The following is a 21374-nucleotide window of genomic DNA, read 5'->3' as shown; positions in this document are numbered from 1 at the left end:
CCAACTACCACAAGGGTACGGGCGATACGGCCCCGAAGAGCTGTACCGCCCGAAACGCGAGGCGAGCGCCGCACGGAGGTCGGTCTCCGTGCGGCCACTCACGACACGAGGTCTTGCGGACACGCCACCCGCGAGGGCGGCGCATCAGACGCGTGCTGCGTCCCGTGTGCGGCGGAGCCGCACAAGGTCAGACGCGGCGACGCTTCGGCGGACGGCAGCCGTTGTGCGGCGTCGGGGTGACGTCCTGGATCGAACCGACCTCAAGGCCAGTGGCCTGGAGGGAGCGGATCGCGGTCTCGCGGCCGGAGCCCGGACCCTTGACGAAGACGTCAACCTTGCGCATGCCGTGCTCCTGCGCGCGACGGGCGGCCGACTCGGCGGCCATCTGCGCGGCGAAGGGGGTGGACTTGCGCGAGCCCTTGAAGCCCACGTGGCCGGCGGAGGCCCACGAGATCACGTTGCCGGTCGGGTCCGTGATGGACACGATCGTGTTGTTGAACGTGCTCTTGATGTGCGCGTGGCCGTGAGCGACGTTCTTCTTTTCCTTGCGGCGCACCTTCTTGGCGGCGCCCTGACGTCCCTTGGGGGGCATGTCTTAACTCCAGATGGAGAGGGAGGTGATCGGTCCTACAGCGAAGACCGCTTGAAAAGCGTCCGGCTGAGGACTACTTCTTGCCCGGCTTCTTCTTACCGGCGATGGCGCGACGCGGGCCCTTGCGGGTACGCGCGTTCGTGCTGGTGCGCTGGCCGTGGACCGGCAGGCCGCGACGGTGACGCAGACCCTGGTAGCAGCCGATCTCGACCTTGCGGCGGATGTCGGCCTGAATCTCGCGACGGAGGTCACCCTCGGTCTTGACGTTGGCGTCCACGTACTCGCGGATCTTGACGAGGTCTTCCTCGGCAAGGTCACGGACGCGGGTGTTCGGGTTCACACCGGTGGCGGCGAGGGTTTCCTTCGCCAGGGTGCGGCCGATGCCGAAAACGTAGGTGAGGGCGATCTCCACACGCTTTTCGCGCGGGATGTCAACACCTGAAACGCGTGCCATTCAATGGCTCCAGTTGTTATTTCGGGGGTCTTCCACAGAGCTGCTCCCGACCGCCGACCTCACGGATGAGGTGGTACGTCCGGGTCCCCGGCCCCCGCCGGAGGTGCCGCCAGTCACTACGGACCGGTCGTGCCCTGCGTATGTACGTTGCTTGCGTCGCGCGAAGAACTGCGAGATGCAGGAAAGGTCGTGCGTCAGCCCTGGCGCTGCTTGTGGCGCAGGTTGTCGCAGATGACCATGACCCGGCCGTGACGGCGGATCACCTTGCACTTGTCGCAGATCTTCTTGACGCTCGGCTTGACCTTCATGGGATGTCAGGTTCTCCGGGTCAGTGCCACATGCCCCCCGGAAGGGGCCTGGCAAGATCTACTTGTACCGGTAGACGATCCGGCCACGCGTCAGGTCGTACGGAGAGAGCTCCACGACGACCCGGTCATCCGGGAGGATGCGGATGTAGTGCATACGCATCTTGCCGCTGATGTGCGCGAGGACTTTGTGACCGTTCTGCAGTTCCACCTTGAACATTGCGTTCGGGAGGGACTCGATCACGGTGCCCTCGATTTCGATGGCACCTTGCTTCTTGGCCACGCTTCGCCCTTCGAATCGGCTACCTTGATCGACTCTCGCATCAGAATGCAGGCACACGGATGCACGAGAGCCGACGAGTCAGTCTACGTCAGGCCACCCGAAAAGACGAATCCGTCAAGTTTGCCCAACACTGATGATCGTTATGCGGCTTTCACCCTGCTGGCCCCTTCCCGACACAGGGCTCACCCAGGGCAGGGCTCACCCGGAACAGGGCTCACCCGCGCCGGGTTCAGCCCAGCGGATCCGGCGCCGCCGTGATTCCGTACTCCGCCAGCTTGGCCTTGCCGCCGTCGACGGCGGTCAGGACCAGCGGGCCGTTCTCGGTGAGGGCGATCGAGTGCTCCCAGTGCGAGGACCAGGTGCCGTCCGTGGTGATGACGGTCCAGTCGTCGGCGAGGGTCTCGGTCTGCGCCGTACCCAGCGAGACCATCGGCTCGATGGCCAGGCACACCCCCGGGACCATCTTGATGCCCTTGCCGCGCTTGCGCGTGACGTAGTTCAGCAGATGCGGGTCCATGTGCATCTCGGAGCCGATGCCGTGCCCGCCGAAGTCCTCGATGATCCCGTACTTGCCGGTGACCGGACGGGGCTGCCGGCGGATGTACCCCTCGATGGACTTGGAGATGTCGACCAGCCGGTTGCCCAGCTTCATGGCGGCGATGCCCGCCCACATCGACTCCTCGGTCACCCGCGACAGCTCCAGCAGCTCGGGCGCGTGTCCGCTGCCGACGAAGGCGGTGTACGCCGCGTCGCCGTGCCAGCCGTCGATGATGGCGCCGCAGTCGACGGAGATGATGTCGCCGTCCTTGAGGACGGTCTTCTCGTCCGGGATGCCGTGCACGACGACCTCGTTGACCGAGGTGCAGATGGTGGCCGGGAAGCCGCCGTAACCAAGGAAGTTGGACTTGGCGCCGTGCTCCGCGAGCACCTTGCGCGCGACCTCGTCGAGGTCCTTCGTGCTGGCGCCGGGAACGGCCGCCTCACGGGTCGCCGCGTGAATGGCGGCGACGACCAGCCCCGCCTCACGCATCTTCGCGATCTGCTCGGGAGTCTTGATCTCCACCATGGATGTGCCTTCCACGCTCGTATGACTTCAGCTTCAACAGTACGGCCGAAACGGGGCGGCCGAACGGCAACGGCCGCGGTGCCCCAAGGACACCGCGGCCGTCACCTTCGTACGTCTGAGAGAAACCGGGCCGGAGCCTAGTCCTTCTTCATCTTCTTCAGGGCGTCCATCGCGCGCTCGGTCACCTCGGCGACCTTGCCTTCCGCGGAGAGGGTGACCACCAGGCCCTGCGCCTTGTAGTGGTCGATGATGGGCTCGGTCTGCGTGTGGTAGACGTCGAGCCGCTTGCGTACGACTTCCTCGGTGTCGTCGCCGCGCTGGTAGAGCTCGCCACCGCAGATGTCACAGACATCCTCGGTCTCCGGCGGGCTGTACGTGGCGTGGAAGACATGAGCGGAATCGTTGCGGCAGATACGCCGGCCGGCGATCCGCTTCACGACCTCTTCCTCCGGGACCTCCAGGTCCAGGACGGCGTCCAGCTTCTGCCCCTGCTCCTTCAGCGCGGCGTCGAGCGCCTCCGCCTGGAAGACGTTGCGGGGGAAGCCGTCGAGGAGGAAACCGTTCACGGCGTCGCTCTGGGCCATGCGGTCCAGAGCCATGCCGATCGTGACCTCGTCGGGGACCAGATTTCCGGCGTCCATGATCGCCTTGGCCTGCTTGCCGAGGGCGGTGCCCTGGCTGATGTTGGCCCGGAAGAGGTCTCCCGTGGAAATGTGCGGGATCGACAGGTTCTTGGCGAGGAACGCGGCCTGCGTTCCCTTGCCCGCGCCCGGCGGCCCGACGAGGACGATACGCATCAGCGGAGGAACCCTTCGTAATTGCGCTGCTGGAGCTGGCTCTCGATCTGCTTCACGGTCTCCAGACCCACACCCACGATGATGAGGATGCTTGTGCCGCCGAACGGGAAGTCCTGGCTGGCACCGAAGCCGGCCAACGCCATCGTCGGCACGAGAGCGATCAGACCCAGGTACAGCGACCCCGGCCACGTGATGCGGTTCAGCACGTAACTCAGGTACTCAGCAGTAGGTCGACCTGCCCGGATGCCCGGGATGAAGCCACCATACTTCTTCATGTTGTCAGCGACTTCTTCGGGGTTGAACGAGATCGCCACATAGAAGAAGGCGAAGAACACGATCAACAGGAAGTACGTGACGATGTAGTAGGGATGGTCGCCCTTGACCATATTGTTCTGGATCCACTGGGCCCAGCCGGCCGTGGATCCGGAGAACTGCACGATCAGGGCCGGGATGTAGAGCAGCGAAGAAGCGAAGATCACGGGGATCACGCCCGCCTGATTGACCTTCAGCGGGATGTACGTCGAGGTTCCGCCGTACGACTTCCGGCCGATCATCCGCTTCGCGTACTGAACCGGGATCCGGCGCTGCGCCTGTTCCACGAACACCACTAGCCCGACCATCGCGAACCCGACCAGGATCACGACCGCGAACTCGATCCAGCCGTCGGCCAGCTTGCCCGACTTCTTGATGGCCCAGAGCGAGCCGGGGAAGCCGGCAGCGATCGAGATGAACATCAGGATGGACATGCCGTTGCCGATGCCGCGGTCGGTGACGAGCTCACCGAGCCACATGACCATCGCGGTGCCGGCCGTCATCGTGATGACCATGACGGCGGTGGTGAAGATGGACTTGTCCGGAACGATCTGCGAGCGGATCGAGTCGGGGCAAGCCTGGAACAGCGCACCGGAGTTGGCGGTGGCCACCAGGCCGGTGCCCTGAAGGACGGCCAGCGCCACGGTCAGATAACGCGTGTACTGCGTGATCTTCGCCGTGCCGGACTGCCCCTCCTTCTTCAGGGCTTCCAGCCGCGGGATGACCACGGTCAGCAGCTGAAGGATGATGCTCGCCGTGATGTACGGCATGATGCCCAGCGCAAAGATGGTGATCTGCAGCAGCGCGCCACCGCTGAACATGTTCACCAGCCCGAAGAGGCCGCCGGCCCCGTCCTTGGACGCGAAGTCGATACAGGTCTGTACGTTCTTATAGCTGACGCCCGGAACGGGAATGTGCGCTCCGAGCCGGAACAGCACAATGATGCCCAGTGTGAAGAGCAGCTTCTTGCGCAGGTCGGGCGTCTTGAACGCCCGGGCGAACGCGGTGAGCACGGTGCCTCCTGCGACCCCCGCGCTACTGCGTCGAAGGGTGACGGTATTGAGGATCGACGAATACGTATCAGTCAAACAACGAGCGGACAGCGTTGTGGGCACACCGCGCGATAGTTAACAGTGCACGCCACCATACCGGCGGACCCCGCCCCCTAGGAACGACCAACCGGGGATGCCCCTTTTGAGAGGCATCCCCGGTCGGATGTTCAAGCCATCGAGCTGTCTCAGACGAGCTCGGTGACGCTGCCGCCAGCGGCAGCGATCTTCTCCTTGGCGGAGGCGGAAGCGGCGTCAACCGAAACCGTCAGTGCCACGGAGATCTCGCCCTGGCCCAGGACCTTGACGAGGTGGTTGTTGCGCACGGCGCCCTTGGCGACCAGATCGGCCACCGTGACCTCTCCACCCTCGGGGTAGAGCTCGGCCAGCTTGTCCAGGTTCACGACCTGGAACTCCGTGCGGAACGGGTTCTTGAAGCCCTTGAGCTTCGGCAGACGCATGTGGAGGGGCATCTGCCCACCCTCGAAGCGCTGCGGAACCTGGTAACGGGCCTTGGTGCCCTTGGTACCACGGCCTGCCGTCTTACCCTTCGACGCCTCACCACGACCCACACGGGTCTTGGCGGTCTTGGCGCCCGGAGCCGGACGGAGGTTGTGGACCTTCAGCGGGTTGTTCTCCGCCATGTCAGTCGACCTCCTTGACCGACACGAGGTGACGGACGGTGTGCACCATTCCGCGGAACTCGGGGCGGTCCTCCTTGACAACCGTGTCGTTCAGGCGCTTGAGCCCGAGCGAACGCAGGGTGTCGCGGTGGTTCTGCTTGCTGCCGATGTACGACTTCGTCTGCGTGATCTCGAGACGGGCCATTACGCACCCGCTCCCGCACGTGCACGAAGCAGAGCCGCCGGGGCGACGTCCTCAAGGGGCAGACCACGGCGAGCCGCGATCTCCTCGGGACGCTGCAGGCCCTGAAGGGCCGCGACGGTCGCGTGCACGATGTTGATCGCGTTCGAAGAACCGAGCGACTTCGACAGAATGTCGTGAACGCCGGCGCACTCGAGTACGGCACGCACCGGGCCACCGGCGATAACGCCGGTACCGGGGGAAGCAGGCTTGAGCAGGACGACGCCCGCGGCCTTCTCGCCCGTGATCGGGTGCGGGATGGTGCCCTGGATACGCGGGACCTTGAAGAAGCTCTTCTTGGCTTCCTCAACGCCCTTGGCGATGGCCGCGGGAACTTCCTTGGCCTTGCCGTAACCGACACCTACGGTGCCGTCACCGTCTCCGACCACGACGAGCGCGGTGAAGCTGAAGCGACGACCACCCTTGACAACCTTGGCAACGCGGTTGATCGCGACAACGCGCTCAACGTAAGCGGTCTTCTCGGCGGCAGCGCCACCGTCGCGACCCTTCCGGTCCCGCCGCTCGCCGCCACCGGCACCGCTTCCGCGGCGCTGGGGTCCAGCCATTGGATTTACCTCTCTCTGTTACGTCCGTTAGTCCCGGAACCGGGGCTTAGAACTTCAGCCCGGCTTCGCGGGCGGCGTCAGCCAGAGCGGCAATGCGCCCGGCGTACCTGTTGCCACCACGGTCGAACACGACGGTCTCGACGCCGGCAGCCTTCGCACGCTCGGCGACAAGTGCGCCGACCTGCTTGGCGTGGGCGCTCTTGTCACCCTCGTTGCCGCGGATCGAAACGTCCAGGGTCGACGCCGACGCGAGCGTGTGGCCCGCGATGTCGTCGATGACCTGGGCGGTCACGTTGCGGTTGGACCGCGTCACGACCAGGCGAGGACGCTCCGGCGTGCCGGAGACGTGCTTGCGGATGCGGATGTGACGACGCTTGATGGCAGCGCGCTTGTACGCGTCACCCTTGGCGATCTTTACACCGTATGCCATGGCTTACTTACCCGCCTTTCCGACCTTGCGGCGGATGACCTCGCCGGCGTACTTGACGCCCTTGGCCTTGTACGGGTCGGGCTTCCGCAGCTTGCGGATGTTAGCGGCGACCTCGCCGACCTTCTGCTTGTCGATGCCCTCGACGCTGAGCTTCGTGGGCGACTCGACCTTGAAGGTGATGCCTTCGGGAGCCTCGATCACGATGGGGTGGCTGTAGCCCAGGGCGAACTCCAGGTTGGAGCCCTTCGCCTGGACGCGGTAACCGACACCGCTGATCTCGAGCGCCTTGCTGTATCCCGCGGTCACGCCGGTGATCATGTTCGCCACCAGCGTGCGGGACAGGCCGTGCAGGGCCTTGTTCTGACGCTCGTCGTTGGGGCGGTTGACGTTGAGCACGCCATCCTCGCCCTTAACAATCTCGATCGGCGCAGCAACAGTGTGCGTGAGGGTGCCCTTGGGGCCCTTCACGGCAACCGTGCGGCCGTCGATGGTGACGTCCACACCAGCGGGAACCTGGATGGGGAGCTTGCCGATTCGCGACATTAGCTTTCCTTCCTTTCCCGACTACCAGACGTAGGCGAGGACTTCCCCACCTACGCCCTTCTTGCCTGCCTGCTGGCCGGTCAGAAGACCGTGCGACGTGGAGATGATCGCCACGCCGAGGCCGCCGAGGACCTTGGGCAGGTTGGTGGACTTCGCGTACACGCGCAGACCCGGCTTCGAAATACGCTTGATGCCGGCAATCGAACGCTCGCGGTTCGGACCGAACTTCAGGTCGAGAACGAGGCTCTTGCCGACCTCGGCGTCCTCGACCTTCCAGCCGGTGATGAAGCCCTCCTGCTGGAGGATCTCCGCGATGTGCGACTTGATCTTGCTGTGCGGCATCACGACGGTGTCGTGGTACGCCGAGTTCGCGTTACGCAGACGCGTGAGCATGTCTGCGATGGGATCAGTCATGGTCATGAATTGGCCTTCGGCCTCTCTCGCCGGGGTTTCCTGTATGCGCCATCCCTCTCCCCACTCAGAGGCGGGACGGGTGCGGTGCGGGGACCTACGGCGTAGTAAGTCGTTATGGGCGGCAGGCGCCCAACCCTTCTAGCCTACGGCATTCGGGGTGGGGCTCCTGCCGACCAGATACTTACCGAGAGCCCTGGAAAATCCGTACGCCCAAAGGGCAGTACTGACTACCAGGAGCTCTTGGTCACGCCCGGCAGCTCGCCACGGTGAGCCATCTCACGAAGGCACACGCGGCACAGGCCGAACTTGCGGTACACGGAGTGGGGCCGGCCACAGCGCTGGCAGCGCGTGTAGGCACGCACGCCGAACTTCGGCTTGCGAGCGGCCTTAGCGATCAGAGCCTTCTTCGCCATCTCGGTTACGCCTCCTTGAAGGGGAAGCCGAGGTGACGAAGGAGGGCGCGGCCCTCGTCGTCGTTCGTCGCCGTGGTGACCACGGTGATGTCCATTCCCCGGACTCGGTCGATCTTGTCCTGGTCGATCTCGTGGAACATGACCTGCTCCGTGAGACCGAACGTGTAGTTGCCACGGCCGTCGAACTGCTTCGGCGACAGACCACGGAAGTCACGGATACGCGGCAGCGCGAGCGACAGCGTACGGTCCAGGAACTCCCACATGCGGTCACCGCGGAGGGTGACGTGGCAGCCGATCGGCTGACCCTCGCGCAGCTTGAACTGCGCGATGGACTTCCGGGCCTTGGTAACGGCCGGCTTCTGACCCGTGATGGTCGTCAGGTCCTTGATGGCCCCGTCGATCAGCTTCGAGTCACGGGCGGCGTCGCCGACACCCATGTTGACCACGATCTTGACCAGACCGGGGATCTGCATGACGTTCTCGTACGAGAACTCCTCACGCAGCTTGCCGGTGATCTCCTCGCGGTAGCGCAGCTTGAGGCGCGGTGCGGTGGTGGCAGTCATCAGATGTCCTCACCAGTCCGCTTGGCAACGCGGATCTTGTTGCCCTCGTCGTCAAAGCGGTAGCCGACGCGGGTAACGACCTTGTTGCCGTCCTTCTCCACAACCAGCTGAACGTTGCTGACGTGGACCGGAGCCTCGGTCGTCACGATGCCGCCGGCCTGGTTCTGGCCGGCCTTCGTGTGCTTCTTGACCCGGTTGACACCCTCGACCAGGACGCGGTCCTCGCGGGGGAAGGCCTGAACGACCTTGCCCTGCTTGCCCTTGTCCTTACCGGTGATGACCTGAACCAGGTCGCCCTTCTTGATCTTCATGCTTACAGCACCTCCGGCGCGAGCGAGATGATCTTCATGAACTTCTTCTCGCGCAGCTCACGGCCCACCGGGCCGAAGATACGGGTGCCGCGGGGGTCGCCGTCGTTCTTGAGAATGACAGCGGCGTTCTCGTCGAAGCGGATGTACGAGCCATCCTGGCGACGACGCTCCTTGACGGTGCGAACGATGACGGCCTTGACGACGTCACCCTTCTTCACGTTGCCACCGGGGATCGCATCCTTGACGGTGGCGACGATGACGTCACCGATGCCCGCGTAGCGGCGACCCGAGCCACCGAGAACACGGATGGTGAGAATTTCCTTCGCACCCGTGTTGTCGGCGACGCGAAGTCGCGACTCCTGCTGGATCACGTCTATCTCCTGATCGTCTGCCGGTTCCCGGCGGGGGGCCGTATCTCTACGGCCACCCCACCGAGCCTGGCGGAACTACTTAAAGGGAAACCCCTTTAAGGCGAATCAATGCCAACTCCCTTGCGGGAACTGACTACTTGGCCTTCTCGAGGATCTCGACGATGCGCCAGCGCTTCGAGGCCGACAGCGGACGCGTCTCCATGATGACAACGCGGTCGCCGACGCCTGCGGCGTTGGACTCGTCGTGAGCCTTGAGCTTGTTCGTACGGCGGATGACCTTGCCGTACAGGGCGTGCTTGACGCGGTCCTCGACAGCGACGACGACGGTCTTGTCCATCTTGTCGCTGACGACGAGACCCTCACGGGTCTTGCGGAAACCGCGCTGCTCAGTCGTCTCAGTCACATTCTTCTCGCTCATCAGGCACTCTCCACCGTCTCGATGCCCAGCTCGCGCTCGCGCATCAGGGTGTAGATCCGGGCGATGTCCTTACGGACGGACTTGAGCCGGCCGTGGTTTTCGAGCTGCCCGGTCGCCGCCTGGAAGCGGAGGTTGAACAGTTCTTCCTTGGCCTCACGGAGCTTCGCGACGAGGTCCTCGTCGTTCAGCTCGCGCAGCTCAGTCGCCTTCGTACCGGCCACCATCACGACTCACCTGCCTCGCGCCGAACAATCCGGCACTTCATCGGAAGCTTGTGAGCAGCGCGGGTGAGCGCCTCACGAGCAATCTTCTCGTTCGGGTAGGACAACTCGAACATCACCCGACCGGGCTTGACGTTCGCGATCCACCACTCCGGGGAACCCTTACCGGAACCCATGCGGGTCTCGGCAGGCTTCTTCGTCAGCGGACGGTCCGGGTAAATGTTGATCCAGACCTTGCCGCCACGCTTGATGTGGCGGGTCATCGCGATACGAGCCGCTTCGATCTGGCGGTTCGTGACATACGCGGGCGTGAGCGCCTGGATGCCGTACTCGCCGAATGCGACCTCAGTACCACCCTTGGCCATACCACTGCGCTTGGGGTGGTGCTGCTTGCGGTGCTTGACCCTACGAGGGATCAGCATGTCGGTCAGGCCTCCGTTCCGGTGCTCTCAGCCGGAGCAGCGGCGGCGGGAGCGTCGGCCTTGGGGGCCTCGGCTGCCGGCGCGGACTGCTGCGGCTTGCGGCCGCGGCCGCCACGCTCGCCACCACGGCCACCACGGCCGGCGGGACGGTCGCCAGCGCCGGCGCCACGGGCCGGGCGGTTACCCGCACGGGCCGCAGCGTTCTCGGCGCGGACCTCGGCGATGTTCTTGACGTCGCCCTTGTAGATCCAGACCTTGACGCCAATGCGACCGAAGGTCGTCTTGGCCTCGAAGAAGCCGTAGTCCACGTTCGCGCGGAGCGTGTGCAGCGGCACACGGCCCTCGCGGTAGAACTCCGACCGGGACATCTCGGCGCCGCCGAGGCGACCGCCGCACTGGATCTTGATGCCCTTGGCGCCGGCCTTCATCGTGCCCTGCATGCTCTTACGCATGGCGCGACGGAAGGAGACGCGGGAGGAGAGCTGCTCGGCAACGGCCTGAGCAACCAGCTGAGCGTCCATCTCGGGGTTCTTGACCTCGAGGATGTTCAGCTGGACCTGCTTGCCCGTGAGCTTCTCGAGGTCACCGCGGATGCGGTCGGCCTCGGCGCCACGGCGGCCGATGACGATGCCCGGACGAGCGGTGTGGATGTCCACACGCACGCGGTCACGGGTGCGCTCGATCTCAACCTTCGAGATGCCGGCGCGCTCCATGCCGGACGTCATCATCCTGCGGATGGCGACGTCTTCCTTGACGTAGTCCTTGTACAGCTTGTCGGCGTACCAACGGGACTTGAAGTCCGTGGTAATGCCGAGCCGGAACCCGTGCGGGTTTACCTTCTGGCCCATTACCGGGTTCCTTCCTTGCTGCTGACGACCACGGTGATGTGGCTGGTCCGCTTGCGGATGCGGTAGGCACGGCCCTGAGCACGCGGACGGAACCGCTTCAGGGTCGGACCCTCATCCACGTACGCCTCGCTGATGACCAGCGAAGAAGCGTCGGAGTGGTCGTAGTTGTGCGCGGCGTTGGCGATGGCGCTGTCCAGCACCTTGCCAACCGGCACGCTCGCGGCCTGCGGGGCGAAACGCAGGACCGCCTGAGCCTCCGTGGCATCCATGCCACGGATAAGGTCCACCACTCGGCGGGCCTTCATGGGCGTGACGCGGATGTACCGCGCCTGGGCCCTGGCTTCCATGGTTGTCCCTTCGGTGTCGTTCATAGTCTTCGCACCCCGCCTTAGCGGCGCTTCGACTTGCGGTCGTCCTTGACGTGGCCGCGGAAGGTGCGGGTCGGCGCAAACTCGCCGAGCTTGTGGCCGACCATCGACTCGGTGACGAACACCGGGACGTGGATCTTGCCGTTGTGCACCGCGATGGTGTGACCCAGCATGCTGGGGATGATCATCGAGCGCCGGGACCAGGTCTTGATGACGTTCTTGGAGCCTGCCTCGTTCTGTACGTCCACCTTCTTGACAAGGTGTCCGTCGACGAAAGGCCCCTTCTTGAGACTGCGCGGCATCTAAACCCGCTCCTAGCGCTTCTTGTTCGACTTGCGGCGGCGGACGATGTACTTGCTCGAAGCCTTCTTCGGCGAGCGAGTACGACCCTCCTTCTGACCCCACGGGGAGACCGGGTGGCGACCACCGGAGGTCTTACCCTCACCACCACCGTGCGGGTGGTCGACCGGGTTCATCGCAACACCGCGAACGGTCGGGCGAACGCCCTTCCAGCGCATGCGGCCGGCCTTGCCCCAGTTGATGTTCGACTGCTCGGCGTTGCCGACCTCGCCAATGGTGGCGCGGCAGCGGGCGTCGACCAGGCGAATTTCGCCGGAAGGCATACGAAGGTGGGCCATGGTGCCCTCCTTCGCCAGCAGCTGCACGGAGGCACCGGCGGAGCGGGCGAACTTCGCACCGCCACCGGGCCGCAGCTCGATGTTGTGGATGGTGGTACCAACCGGGATGTTGCGCAGCGCGAGGTTGTTGCCCGGCTTGATGTCGGCGCCAGGGCCGTTCTCAATCCGGTCACCCTGCGACAGGCCACGCGGGGCGAGGATGTAACGCTTCTCGCCGTCCGCGTAGTGCAGCAGCGCGATGCGCGCGGTGCGGTTGGGGTCGTACTCGATGTGCGCGACCTTGGCCGGCACGCCGTCCTTGTCGTGACGACGGAAGTCGATCACACGGTAGGCGCGCTTGTGGCCGCCACCCTGGTGACGAACAGTGATCCGACCGGCGTTGTTACGGCCGCCCTTGCTGTGCAGAGGGCGAACCAGCGACTTCTCCGGCGTGGACCGCGTGATCTCGACAAAGTCGGCTACGGAGGAGCCACGGCGGCCCGGCGTAGTCGGCTTGTACTTGCGGATTCCCATTTCTCAGTCCTCGTCCGATTTCGGACGATCCAGACCGCCGTCAGGCGGTCGGACCGCCGAAGATGTCGATACGGTCGCCCTCGGCGAGGGTCACGATGGCGCGCTTGGTGTCAGCGCGCTTGCCGAAACCGGTCTTGGTGCGCTTGCGCTTACCCTGCCGGTTGATCGTGTTGACCCCCGTGACCTTGACCGAGAAGACCGCTTCCACGGCCTGCTTGATCTGGGTCTTGTTGGAGCCGGGCGCGACGATGAACGTGTACTTGTTCTCGTCGAGCAGCGCGTAGCTCTTCTCGGAGACAACCGGCTTGACAAGAATGTCGCGGTGGTCCGTGAAGGTCTTGCTGGTAACGATCGCAGTCATCAGGCGTCGCTCCCTTCGGTCTCATCGGCCTTGGGGCCAGACACGAAGGACTCGAAGGCGGCCTTGGTGAAGACCAGGTCGTCCGAGACGAGCACGTCGTACGTGTTCAGCTGGCCCGGCTCCAGGATGTGCACCTGGGGCAGGTTGCGGGCGGAGAGCCACGCGGCCTCGTCCGAACGCTCGGCAACCAGGAGCACGTGCTTGCGCTCGCTGACCTTGCCCAGCAGGGACTTCGCGGCCTTCGTGGAAACCGCACCCTCGACCACGCCGGTGACGACGTGGATACGAGCGTTGCGGGCCCGGTCGGTGAGGGCACCGCGCAGGGCGGCGGCCTTCATCTTCTTGGGCGTGCGCTGCGAGTAGTCGCGCGGCTGCGGGCCGTGGACGACGCCACCGCCTGCGAACTGCGGGGCGCGGGTCGAACCCTGACGGGCGCGGCCGGTGCCCTTCTGGCGGTAAGGCTTCTTACCGCCACCACGGACTTCGCCGCGACGCTTGGTCTTGTGCGTGCCCTGGCGGGCAGCTGCCAGCTGAGCGACAACGACCTGGTGGATCAGCGGAATGCTGACCTTGGCGTCGAAGATCTCCGCGGGGAGGTCGACGGTCCCGGCCTTGTCACCTGCCGGCGAAAGGATGTCAATGGTGCTCATCGGTTCCTCAAACCCCCTTGGCCGCGGTGCGGACCAGGACGAGGCCACCGTTGGGGCCGGGGACGGCGCCCTTGATGAGCAGCAGACCCTTCTCGGCGTCAACGGCGTGGACGGTCAGGTTCTGGGTGGTGACCCGCTCGTTACCCATGCGACCCGCCATGCGCATGCCCTTGAAGACACGGCCGGGGGTGGCACAGCCACCGATGGAACCAGGCTTACGGTGCACGCGGTGGGCACCGTGGGAAGCCTTGCCACCGTGGAAGTTGTGACGCTTCATCACACCGGCGAAGCCCTTGCCCTTGCTCTTGCCCGTGACGTCAACCTTGACGCCGGACTCGAACACCTCGGCAGTGATCTCCTGGCCCAGCGTGTACTCGCTGGCGTCCGGGGTGCGCAGCTCCACGAGGTGGCGGCGCGGGGTCACGTCGGCCTTGGCGAAGTGACCCTTGAGGGGCTTGTTCACCTTGCGCGGGTCAATCTCGCCGAAGGCGATCTGGACCGACTCGTAGCCGTCGTTGTCGTTCGTACGTACCTGCGTCACGACGCACGGACCGGCCTTGACGACGGTCACCGGGACAACCCGGTTGTTCTCGTCCCAGACCTGGGTCATGCCGAGCTTCTCGCCCAGGACGCCCTTGATGTTCTTGCTCATCTCGGCCCGTCCCTTCAGAGCTTGATCTCGATGTCGACGCCCGCCGGCAGGTCGAGACGCATGAGCGAGTCAACCGTCTTCGGCGTGGGGTCGAGAATGTCGATGAGGCGCTTGTGCGTGCGCATCTCGAAGTGCTCGCGAGAGTCCTTGTACTTGTGCGGCGACTTGATGACGCAGTACACGTTCTTCTCAGTGGGCAGCGGCACCGGGCCTGCGACCGACGCACCAGTGCGGGTCACCGTCTCGACGATCTTCTTCGCCGAGGAGTCGATGACCTCGTGGTCGTAGGCCTTGAGCCGGATGCGGATCTTCTGTCCCGCCATGGCTACTAGTAGTCCTGTCTCTCATAACGCTCTGGAACCCGGGCGGCTGTGCCTCTCAGCACTGCGCCCCTCCGACCCACGCGGTCGGGCGTGTCGCATCCGCGCCAGCAAGAAATCCCAAGGAATTTCCCTGCTCTAAGGGATGCGGTCCGCGACCGCGAGCCGGGGGAGAACACCCACCGGGTGCCTGGCCGGTACCGCACTAACACTTCCCGAAAGATTCCCGTACGTCCGCTCCAGCGCTGCCCAAGGGGCAGTTGGGGCGACGAGTACTGTGGGACTCGCTTCCGGTCCTCCCGGCGGGAGGCGTGCAGCATCGATACTCAACCGAGCAACCCCAACAGTCTGCCATACGGGGCACGGTGCACGCCAATCGGGCGGAAGAGATTACCCGCAGAGTGACGGAGGTCAAACCGGGGCTCTCCCTGCGGACGGGTGAACCCGCCCCACCGCCCCCGAGAAGCGTCGGCCGCCGCCCTCACCGAGGCTCCGCGCCGGCCGGGTGAGCAGCTCCGCGAGGTGCTCCCACTCCTCGACGTCGAAGTTCGGTCTACCAGCTGTCCTGGTCGCCCTGAAGCGCCCTGACCCTCATGCCGCTGGGGTTCTGCCCGCACACGCGGTCTCCGCCGCCCTCCCCGTACCGAACACTCCGCAGTCGCAAGCAACCCCCGCCCCTCCCCCGCCGTCTAGCTGAGCGCGGCGGGGTGAGCGCGGGCCCAGGGCCCCTTTCTCCGCCGAGAATGACCGGACGCAGCACGGGACGACCGTCCGCTGCGCACAGACGCGGACGGAGTACACGGACAGATGCGCAGCGGTACGGGATCCACCCTGCCCCGCCGGACCCTGCTGGCCGCCGCCGCGGCCACACCGGCCGCCCTCGCCCTCTCCTCCTGCACGGTCCCTGCGCCCCGGCGCCGCACCCCGGTCGCCGACCCCGCCCCCGGCCGCCCCATCGCCCACGCCGAGCGCTCCCTCCTCCTTCAGTTCCTCGCCCACCCCGACGACGACCTGTACTTCATGAACCCCGACGCCCGCCGGATGCTGGACGCGGGCACCCCGGTGGTCTCGGTGTACGTCACCGCGGGCGAGGCCAACGGGGTCAACCATGCTCCCGGTCACCCCCGCCCGGAGGCCGACAAGTCGGCGTACATCTCCGCCCGTCAGCAGGGCCTGCGGCAGGCGTACGCGACCCTGCTCGGCCTGGACAAGTTCGCCCCGTGGCAGCGGACCGTGCTGGGGCTGCGCGGGGAGAAGCAGGCCGAGCTGAACACCCTCGTCCACAACGGCCGCCAGGCCTCCCTGGTCTTCCTGAACGTCTCGGTGAACTCCTCCCGCGGCCGGCCCGCGCTGCCCGCCCTGTGGTCCGACCGCCGGTCGAGCCAGCGGACCATGGTCGCGGACAACTCCCCGTTGCGGCAGGCGAGTTCGTACGACCACGAGGAGCTGGTCGACGCACTGACCGGGCTTCTCGACCACTACCGGCCGACCGTCGTGCACACCCTCGACCCCGACCCGGACATCCAGCACAGCCCCGAGCAGGTCCGCCGCAAGGACAGCGAGCAGCGCGGCTACTCGGATCACCCCGACCACACCGCGGTCGCCTGTTTCAGCTGGGCGGCGCTGATCCGCTGGGTCGCCGAGAAGGCCGAGCAGGGCAAGCCCCTCCCCCGGTTCGCCAGTACCGCCTTCCGCGGCTACTACAACCGGCACTGGCCCAAGAACCTCCCCCCGAGCGTGCTGAGGGAGAAGGCCGATCCGCTGGTCGCCTACGGCGGCGACATCGACTGGCAGTGCGGAAACCCCGCGGGCTGCGGCGACTACAACGTGGGGCGCGGACGCCCGCTGGCCAACTGGAAGGGATGGGTACGGTCGACCAACTACCGTTACCCGGGGCCCCGGTTGGCGCTCGTCCAGGGCGACGGGACACAGCTGACCGCGTACGGCGTGGCCGGTCTGCGCCTCGCCCGCTGGCGGACGCGGCAGGACGCCCCGGGCCGCTGGCACGACCCCCAGGACCTCGGCGGTGGACCGCTCGCCCCGACGCTCGGGAGCGCCACCCTGCCGAGCGGCCGGCTGATGCTGTTCGGGGTGCGGTTCTCCGCGCTGGCCGGACACGGCGGTGCGAACACCCGCGAGATCGTGGTGATCGAGGAGAAGGACGCCACGGGCCGGATGAGTGCCTGGACCAGTCTGGGCAACCCGGAGAAGCGGTCCGACCGGGGCCGTCGCATCGGTGTGCCGGTGGCGCTGGCGACCACCGACGAGCAGGTCCATCTGTTCGTACGGAACGCGGAGCGCGGACTCAGCACCCGGGTCAGGGACGCGGCGGGACGCTGGAGTCCGTGGCGCGAACTGCCGGGCGGCCCTGTCCAGGACGGGCTCTCCGCGATCCTGGACGGCGACCTGGTCAGGGTCTTCGCCTCGGCCAAGGACACCGTGCTGCACTGGGCCCAGGAACAGCGGGGCGGCCCGGTCCTCCCCCAGCCGCGCACCGGCCTCCCCGCCCCCGGCACCGCGCCCTGCTCCACGGTCGGCTTCGACGGCAAACCCGTCCTGATGTACCGCGCCCCCGCATCGGCACACCTGCTGACCCTGCGGCTCGACGGCACACCTGCCGTCACCGAGGGAGCCCCCCAGTTCAAGAGCCCGGCGGGATTCGGCGGCTATCCCTTCGCGGGGTACGGGGCGGTCGGCGCCGGCACCGGCTGGTCGGACTTCGTGGTGGGCCTGGACGAGAAGGGCAGGGTCCGGCTCAGGGAGCGGGGCAGGACCACGACGTACACCAAGGGCCCGGTGTCACTGGGGCTGCCCGGCGTCACCCCTGTCTGGAAGAACCGGATCCCCTTCGTGGCAGGACTCGGCCCCGACGCCTCCCCGTGGAGCTGGTCGCGCTAGCGCCACCGGGCGGCCCCGGCGCCCCGTACGAGGAATGCGGGAGCCCGGCACCGTACGAGAACCCGGTCACCGTCCGAGCACGACGAAAAGGGCCCCGGCACCCACCGCTTGCGCGGCGGGGCCGGGGCCCTTCTCTTGGAGCTCAGTTCATCGAGCTGCCAGGTCGAACACCAAATTACTTGGTGATCTTGGTGACCTGGCCGGCGCCGACGGTCCGGCCACCCTCACGGATGGCGAACTTCAGGCCCTCTTCCATGGCGACCGGCTGGATCAGCGCGACGTCCATGAGGGTGTTGTCACCCGGCATGACCATCTCGGTGCCCTCGGGAAGGGTCACAACGCCCGTTACGTCCGTGGTACGGAAGTAGAACTGCGGGCGGTAGTTGTTGAAGAAGGGGGTGTGACGGCCACCCTCGTCCTTCGACAGGATGTAGGCCTGGGCCTGGAAGTCGGTGTGCGGCGTGACCGAACCCGGCTTGATGATGACCTGGCCGCGCTCGACGTCCTCGCGCTTGATGCCACGGAGGAGCAGACCGACGTTCTCGCCCGCCTGGCCCTCGTCGAGCAGCTTGCGGAACATCTCGATGCCGGTGACCGTGGTGGTGGTCTTCTCTTCCTTGATACCGACGATGTCGACGGTCTCGTTGACCTTGAGGACACCACGCTCGATACGACCGGTGACGACCGTGCCACGACCGGTGATCGTGAAGACGTCCTCGATGGGCATGAGGAACGGCTTCTCGACGTCACGCTCGGGCTGCGGGATCGACTCGTCGACGGCGGCCATCAGGTTCAGGACCGACTGGCCCCACTCCTTGTCGCCCTCAAGCGCCTTGAGCGCCGAGACCTTGACGACCGGAAGGTCGTCGCCCGGGAACTCGTACTCGGAGAGGAGCTCACGAACCTCGAGCTCGACGAGCTCCAGGATCTCCTCGTCGTCCACCATGTCGGCCTTGTTCAGCGCGACGACGATGTAGGGGACGCCTACCTGGCGGGCCAGGAGGACGTGCTCCTTCGTCTGCGGCATCGGGCCGTCGGTGGCCGCGACCACGAGGATGGCGCCGTCCATCTGCGCCGCACCCGTGATCATGTTCTTGATGTAGTCCGCGTGACCGGGGCAGTCAACGTGGGCGTAGTGACGCGACTCGGTCTGGTACTCGACGTGCGCGATGGAGATGGTGATACCACGCTGACGCTCTTCCGGCGCCTTGTCGATCTGGTCAAAGGCCGAGGCCTCGTTCAGGTCCGGGTACGCGTCGTGCAGCACCTTGGTAATGGCGGCCGTGAGGGTCGTCTTACCGTGGTCAATGTGACCGATGGTGCCGATGTTGACGTGCGGCTTAGTCCGCTCGAACTTTGCCTTCGCCACTGGGTCCTCCTGCGGAGTGGTTCTGTACGCCTTGCTTCATCGGCGCCAGGTGATCTTTGCTGGGATGCCGGCGCCCGGGGCATTCAGCACGGATTGCGCTGAATGCCCCAGTGGCTCCGGTGATAAGCCTAAAGCTGAGCTCGTACGGGTCGAAACCCGCACTCGCGATGAGCAACTCCGAAGAGCCGCCCGGTCGAGTGACTCGGGAGTTACTCGCCCTTGGCCTTCGCGATGATCTCCTCGGCGACGTTCCGCGGAACCTCGGCGTAGGAGTCGAACTGCATCGAGTAGCTTGCGCGACCCGAGGTCTTGCTGCGGAGGTCTCCGACGTAGCCGAACATCTCCGAGAGGGGCACGAGGCCCTTCACGACGCGAGCGCCGCTGCGCTCCTCCATGGCCTGGATCTGGCCACGGCGGGAGTTCAGGTCGCCGATCACATCGCCCATGTAGTCCTCGGGCGTGGTGACCTCGACGGCCATCATCGGCTCAAGGAGCACGGGAGAGGCCTTGCGGGCACCCTCCTTGAAGGCCTGCGAACCGGCGATCTTGAAGGCCAGCTCCGAGGAGTCGACCTCGTGGTAACCACCGTCGAGAAGGGTGACGCGGACGCCGACCATCTCGTAACCGGCCAGGATGCCGAACTGCATGGCTTCCTGGGCGCCCGCGTCCACCGACGGGATGTACTCCCGGGGGATGCGGCCACCGGTGACCTTGTTGACGAACTCGTACGACGCGTCGCCACCCTCGATGGGCTCAAGGGCGATCTGCACCTTCGCGAACTGGCCGGTACCACCAGTCTGCTTCTTGTGCGTGTAGTCGATGCGCTCGACGGTCTTGCGGATCGTCTCGCGGTACGCGACCTGGGGCTTGCCGACGTTCGCCTCGACGCGGAATTCGCGCTTCATGCGGTCGACGAGCACCTCAAGGTGAAGCTCGCCCATACCACCGATGATGGTCTGGCCGGTCTCCTCGTCCGAGTGGACCTGGAAGGACGGGTCCTCCTCCGAGAGACGCTGGATGGCTACACCCAGCTTCTCCTGGTCACCCTTGGACTTCGGCTCGATGGCGACCTGAATGACCGGGGCCGGGAAGTCCATGGACTCCAGGATGACCGGGTTCTTGTCGTCGCACAGCGTCTCACCGGTGGTGGTCTGCTTGAGACCCATCACCGCGATGATGTCGCCGGCGCCCACCGATGCGATCTCCTCACGCTTGTTCGCGTGCATGCGGTAGATCTTGCCGATGCGCTCCTTCTTGCCCTTGACGGAGTTCAGTACAGAACTACCCGCCTCAAGGCGGCCCGAGTAAACCCGGACGAAGGTGAGCTTGCCCAGGTGCGGGTCGCTCATGATCTTGAACGCGAGGCCCGAGAAGGGCTCCTCGTCGGACGGCTTGCGCTGGATGACCTTCTCCGGGTCCTTCACGTCGTGGCCTTCGATGGCCTCGACGTCCAGGGGAGAGGGCAGGTAGCGCACGACGGCGTCGAGCAGGGGCTGAACGCCCTTGTTCTTGAACGCCGTACCGCAGAACACGGGGCTGACGGTGACGGAGTCCGCAGAGCCCTTCGACGCGAGCGTGATGCGACGGATAGCCGCCATCAGCTGCTCCTCGGTGGGCTCCTGGCCCTCCAAGTACAGCTCCATCATCTCTTCGTCGTGCTCGGCGACCGTCTCCAGCAGCTTCCCGCGCCACTCGTCGGCAGCCTCGGTGTGCGTGTCCGGGATGTCGACCGTGTCGTACATCTCGCCCTTGGCGGCCTCGGCGGACCACACGAGCGCCTTCATCGACACGAGGTCGACGACGCCCTTGAAGTCGGCCTCCGCGCCGATCGGGAGCTGCATGACGAGCGGGACCGCACCGAGGCGGTCGACGATCATGTCGACGCAGCGGTGGAACTCGGCACCCGTACGGTCGAGCTTGTTGACGAAGCAGATACGCGGCACGCCGTAGCGGTCCGCCTGTCGCCAGACAGTCTCGGACTGGGGCTCGACGCCGGCCACACCGTCGAACACGGTGACGGCGCCGTCGAGGACGCGGAGCGAACGCTCCACCTCGACGGTGAAGTCAACGTGACCCGGGGTGTCGATGATGTTGATCGTGTGATCGACATCGTTGAGCGGCCAGTGGCAGGTCGTCGCGGCGGACGTGATCGTGATGCCGCGCTCCTGCTCCTGCTCCATCCAGTCCATCGTGGCAGCGCCGTCGTGGACTTCACCGATCTTGTAAGACACACCGGTGTAGAAGAGGATCCGCTCGGTGGTGGTCGTCTTGCCCGCGTCGATGTGGGCCATGATCCCGATGTTGCGGACCTTGGCCAGGTCAAGCGAAGTGGTGGCCATAAGGCTCAATCTTCTCTCGGTCTC

The 21374-nt window shown here is 65.8% G+C and carries 31 protein-coding genes; 1 reads left to right on the top strand and 30 read right to left on the bottom strand.

Translation table 11 applies throughout. The annotated features are described in order from the left end of the window. Positions 1 to 187: 187 nt before the first annotated feature. The 28 genes from rpsK to rpsJ all read right to left on the bottom strand — a co-directional run bounded on the left by rpsK (position 188) and on the right by rpsJ (position 14747). Complete coding sequence (gene rpsK / locus ACIA73_RS35610; protein ID WP_003948617.1) at positions 188 to 592, bottom strand: 30S ribosomal protein S11; 405 nt, start codon at positions 590 to 592, stop codon at positions 188 to 190. Positions 593 to 665: 73 nt separating this feature from the next. Beyond that, on the bottom strand, positions 666 to 1046 hold the full coding sequence (rpsM, locus tag ACIA73_RS35605) for a 30S ribosomal protein S13 (RefSeq protein WP_399443083.1): 381 nt from the start codon (positions 1044 to 1046) through the stop codon (positions 666 to 668). A 194-nt stretch (positions 1047 to 1240) separates the two neighbouring features. After that, on the bottom strand, positions 1241 to 1354 hold the full coding sequence (rpmJ, locus tag ACIA73_RS35600; RefSeq protein ID WP_003956441.1) for a 50S ribosomal protein L36: 114 nt from the start codon (positions 1352 to 1354) through the stop codon (positions 1241 to 1243). 58 nt (positions 1355 to 1412) lie between these two features. Then, a complete protein-coding gene (gene infA / locus ACIA73_RS35595; RefSeq protein ID WP_003956442.1) occupies positions 1413 to 1634 on the bottom strand; it encodes a translation initiation factor IF-1 in 222 nt (73 codons plus the stop codon). A gap of 229 nt (positions 1635 to 1863) precedes the next feature. After that, a complete protein-coding gene (map, locus tag ACIA73_RS35590) occupies positions 1864 to 2700 on the bottom strand; it encodes a type I methionyl aminopeptidase (protein ID WP_399443082.1) in 837 nt (278 codons plus the stop codon). A 137-nt stretch (positions 2701 to 2837) separates the two neighbouring features. Continuing rightward, entirely contained in the window at positions 2838 to 3497 is a 660-nt protein-coding gene (locus ACIA73_RS35585; RefSeq protein WP_399443080.1) for an adenylate kinase, read from the bottom strand. Then, positions 3497 to 4822 carry a preprotein translocase subunit SecY gene (gene secY / locus ACIA73_RS35580; protein ID WP_399443079.1) on the bottom strand — a complete coding sequence of 442 codons (1326 nt, stop codon included), beginning with the start codon at positions 4820 to 4822 and terminating at the stop codon, positions 3497 to 3499. Before secY ends, ACIA73_RS35585 begins: the two co-directional genes overlap by 1 nt. 224 nt (positions 4823 to 5046) lie before the next feature. After that, positions 5047 to 5502 carry a 50S ribosomal protein L15 gene (gene rplO, locus ACIA73_RS35575; protein WP_384349957.1) on the bottom strand — a complete coding sequence of 152 codons (456 nt, stop codon included), beginning with the start codon at positions 5500 to 5502 and terminating at the stop codon, positions 5047 to 5049. A 1-nt stretch (position 5503) separates the two neighbouring features. After that, the gene (gene rpmD, locus ACIA73_RS35570; protein ID WP_266659719.1) at positions 5504 to 5686 is read right to left on the bottom strand and encodes a 50S ribosomal protein L30; all 183 of its coding nucleotides are present in this window, start codon (positions 5684 to 5686) and stop codon (positions 5504 to 5506) included. Then, positions 5686 to 6288, bottom strand: a complete 603-nt coding sequence (gene rpsE / locus ACIA73_RS35565; RefSeq protein WP_097866720.1) for a 30S ribosomal protein S5 — start codon at positions 6286 to 6288, stop codon at positions 5686 to 5688. Before rpsE ends, rpmD begins: the two co-directional genes overlap by 1 nt. 46 nt (positions 6289 to 6334) lie before the next feature. Next, entirely contained in the window at positions 6335 to 6718 is a 384-nt protein-coding gene (gene rplR, locus ACIA73_RS35560) for a 50S ribosomal protein L18 (RefSeq protein ID WP_399443077.1), read from the bottom strand. A gap of 3 nt (positions 6719 to 6721) precedes the next feature. After that, positions 6722 to 7261, bottom strand: a complete 540-nt coding sequence (rplF, locus tag ACIA73_RS35555) for a 50S ribosomal protein L6 (RefSeq protein WP_399443076.1) — start codon at positions 7259 to 7261, stop codon at positions 6722 to 6724. Positions 7262 to 7282: 21 nt separating this feature from the next. Further along, the gene (rpsH, locus tag ACIA73_RS35550; protein WP_399443075.1) at positions 7283 to 7681 is read right to left on the bottom strand and encodes a 30S ribosomal protein S8; all 399 of its coding nucleotides are present in this window, start codon (positions 7679 to 7681) and stop codon (positions 7283 to 7285) included. 221 nt (positions 7682 to 7902) lie between these two features. After that, positions 7903 to 8088: a type Z 30S ribosomal protein S14 gene (locus tag ACIA73_RS35545; protein WP_003956452.1), complete on the bottom strand. Its 186-nt coding sequence runs from the start codon at positions 8086 to 8088 to the stop codon at positions 7903 to 7905. A 5-nt stretch (positions 8089 to 8093) separates the two neighbouring features. Continuing rightward, the gene (gene rplE / locus ACIA73_RS35540; RefSeq protein WP_399443074.1) at positions 8094 to 8651 is read right to left on the bottom strand and encodes a 50S ribosomal protein L5; all 558 of its coding nucleotides are present in this window, start codon (positions 8649 to 8651) and stop codon (positions 8094 to 8096) included. Continuing rightward, positions 8651 to 8962, bottom strand: a complete 312-nt coding sequence (gene rplX, locus ACIA73_RS35535) for a 50S ribosomal protein L24 (RefSeq protein ID WP_189821105.1) — start codon at positions 8960 to 8962, stop codon at positions 8651 to 8653. Before rplX ends, rplE begins: the two co-directional genes overlap by 1 nt. Positions 8963 to 8964: 2 nt before the next feature. Further along, complete coding sequence (rplN, locus tag ACIA73_RS35530) at positions 8965 to 9333, bottom strand: 50S ribosomal protein L14 (RefSeq protein ID WP_003966950.1); 369 nt, start codon at positions 9331 to 9333, stop codon at positions 8965 to 8967. Positions 9334 to 9466: 133 nt separating this feature from the next. Then, on the bottom strand, positions 9467 to 9751 hold the full coding sequence (gene rpsQ, locus ACIA73_RS35525; RefSeq protein WP_138894200.1) for a 30S ribosomal protein S17: 285 nt from the start codon (positions 9749 to 9751) through the stop codon (positions 9467 to 9469). Beyond that, positions 9751 to 9975 carry a 50S ribosomal protein L29 gene (gene rpmC / locus ACIA73_RS35520; RefSeq protein WP_138894199.1) on the bottom strand — a complete coding sequence of 75 codons (225 nt, stop codon included), beginning with the start codon at positions 9973 to 9975 and terminating at the stop codon, positions 9751 to 9753. The genes rpsQ and rpmC overlap by 1 nt, the downstream gene beginning before the upstream one ends. Continuing rightward, positions 9975 to 10394, bottom strand: a complete 420-nt coding sequence (rplP, locus tag ACIA73_RS35515; RefSeq protein ID WP_119286204.1) for a 50S ribosomal protein L16 — start codon at positions 10392 to 10394, stop codon at positions 9975 to 9977. The genes rpmC and rplP overlap by 1 nt, the downstream gene beginning before the upstream one ends. Before the next feature lie 5 nt (positions 10395 to 10399). After that, complete coding sequence (rpsC, locus tag ACIA73_RS35510; RefSeq protein ID WP_399443073.1) at positions 10400 to 11242, bottom strand: 30S ribosomal protein S3; 843 nt, start codon at positions 11240 to 11242, stop codon at positions 10400 to 10402. Beyond that, positions 11242 to 11589: a 50S ribosomal protein L22 gene (rplV, locus tag ACIA73_RS35505; RefSeq protein WP_016645177.1), complete on the bottom strand. Its 348-nt coding sequence runs from the start codon at positions 11587 to 11589 to the stop codon at positions 11242 to 11244. The genes rpsC and rplV overlap by 1 nt, the downstream gene beginning before the upstream one ends. A gap of 41 nt (positions 11590 to 11630) precedes the next feature. Next, the gene (gene rpsS, locus ACIA73_RS35500) at positions 11631 to 11912 is read right to left on the bottom strand and encodes a 30S ribosomal protein S19 (RefSeq protein WP_329118635.1); all 282 of its coding nucleotides are present in this window, start codon (positions 11910 to 11912) and stop codon (positions 11631 to 11633) included. Positions 11913 to 11924: 12 nt separating this feature from the next. Continuing rightward, a complete protein-coding gene (gene rplB, locus ACIA73_RS35495; RefSeq protein ID WP_384349938.1) occupies positions 11925 to 12761 on the bottom strand; it encodes a 50S ribosomal protein L2 in 837 nt (278 codons plus the stop codon). 40 nt (positions 12762 to 12801) lie between these two features. Then, positions 12802 to 13125: a 50S ribosomal protein L23 gene (gene rplW / locus ACIA73_RS35490; protein ID WP_266660492.1), complete on the bottom strand. Its 324-nt coding sequence runs from the start codon at positions 13123 to 13125 to the stop codon at positions 12802 to 12804. Then, entirely contained in the window at positions 13122 to 13772 is a 651-nt protein-coding gene (rplD, locus tag ACIA73_RS35485; RefSeq protein ID WP_399443072.1) for a 50S ribosomal protein L4, read from the bottom strand. Before rplD ends, rplW begins: the two co-directional genes overlap by 4 nt. Before the next feature lie 7 nt (positions 13773 to 13779). Beyond that, positions 13780 to 14424, bottom strand: coding sequence for a 50S ribosomal protein L3 (gene rplC / locus ACIA73_RS35480; protein WP_189821109.1), 645 nt, complete (start codon positions 14422 to 14424; stop codon positions 13780 to 13782). Positions 14425 to 14438: 14 nt separating this feature from the next. Then, positions 14439 to 14747 carry a 30S ribosomal protein S10 gene (rpsJ, locus tag ACIA73_RS35475; protein WP_003948644.1) on the bottom strand — a complete coding sequence of 103 codons (309 nt, stop codon included), beginning with the start codon at positions 14745 to 14747 and terminating at the stop codon, positions 14439 to 14441. A gap of 804 nt (positions 14748 to 15551) precedes the next feature. Here rpsJ and ACIA73_RS35470 point away from each other — a divergent pair. Further along, positions 15552 to 17642 (top strand): PIG-L family deacetylase, encoded by a 2091-nt coding sequence (locus tag ACIA73_RS35470; protein ID WP_399443071.1) that lies wholly within the window; start codon positions 15552 to 15554, stop codon positions 17640 to 17642. Between the two features lie 175 nt (positions 17643 to 17817). Here ACIA73_RS35470 and tuf read toward each other — a convergent pair whose 3' ends face one another. Further along, entirely contained in the window at positions 17818 to 19011 is a 1194-nt protein-coding gene (gene tuf / locus ACIA73_RS35465) for an elongation factor Tu (RefSeq protein ID WP_399443069.1), read from the bottom strand. A gap of 209 nt (positions 19012 to 19220) precedes the next feature. Then, positions 19221 to 21350: an elongation factor G gene (gene fusA / locus ACIA73_RS35460; RefSeq protein WP_399443068.1), complete on the bottom strand. Its 2130-nt coding sequence runs from the start codon at positions 21348 to 21350 to the stop codon at positions 19221 to 19223. Positions 21351 to 21374 lie beyond the last annotated feature (24 nt).

The sequence above is a fragment of the Streptomyces sp. NPDC051561 genome, assembly GCF_044454195.1.
Taxonomy (GTDB): domain Bacteria; phylum Actinomycetota; class Actinomycetes; order Streptomycetales; family Streptomycetaceae; genus Streptomyces.
This window is presented reverse-complemented; position numbering and strand designations above follow the sequence as displayed.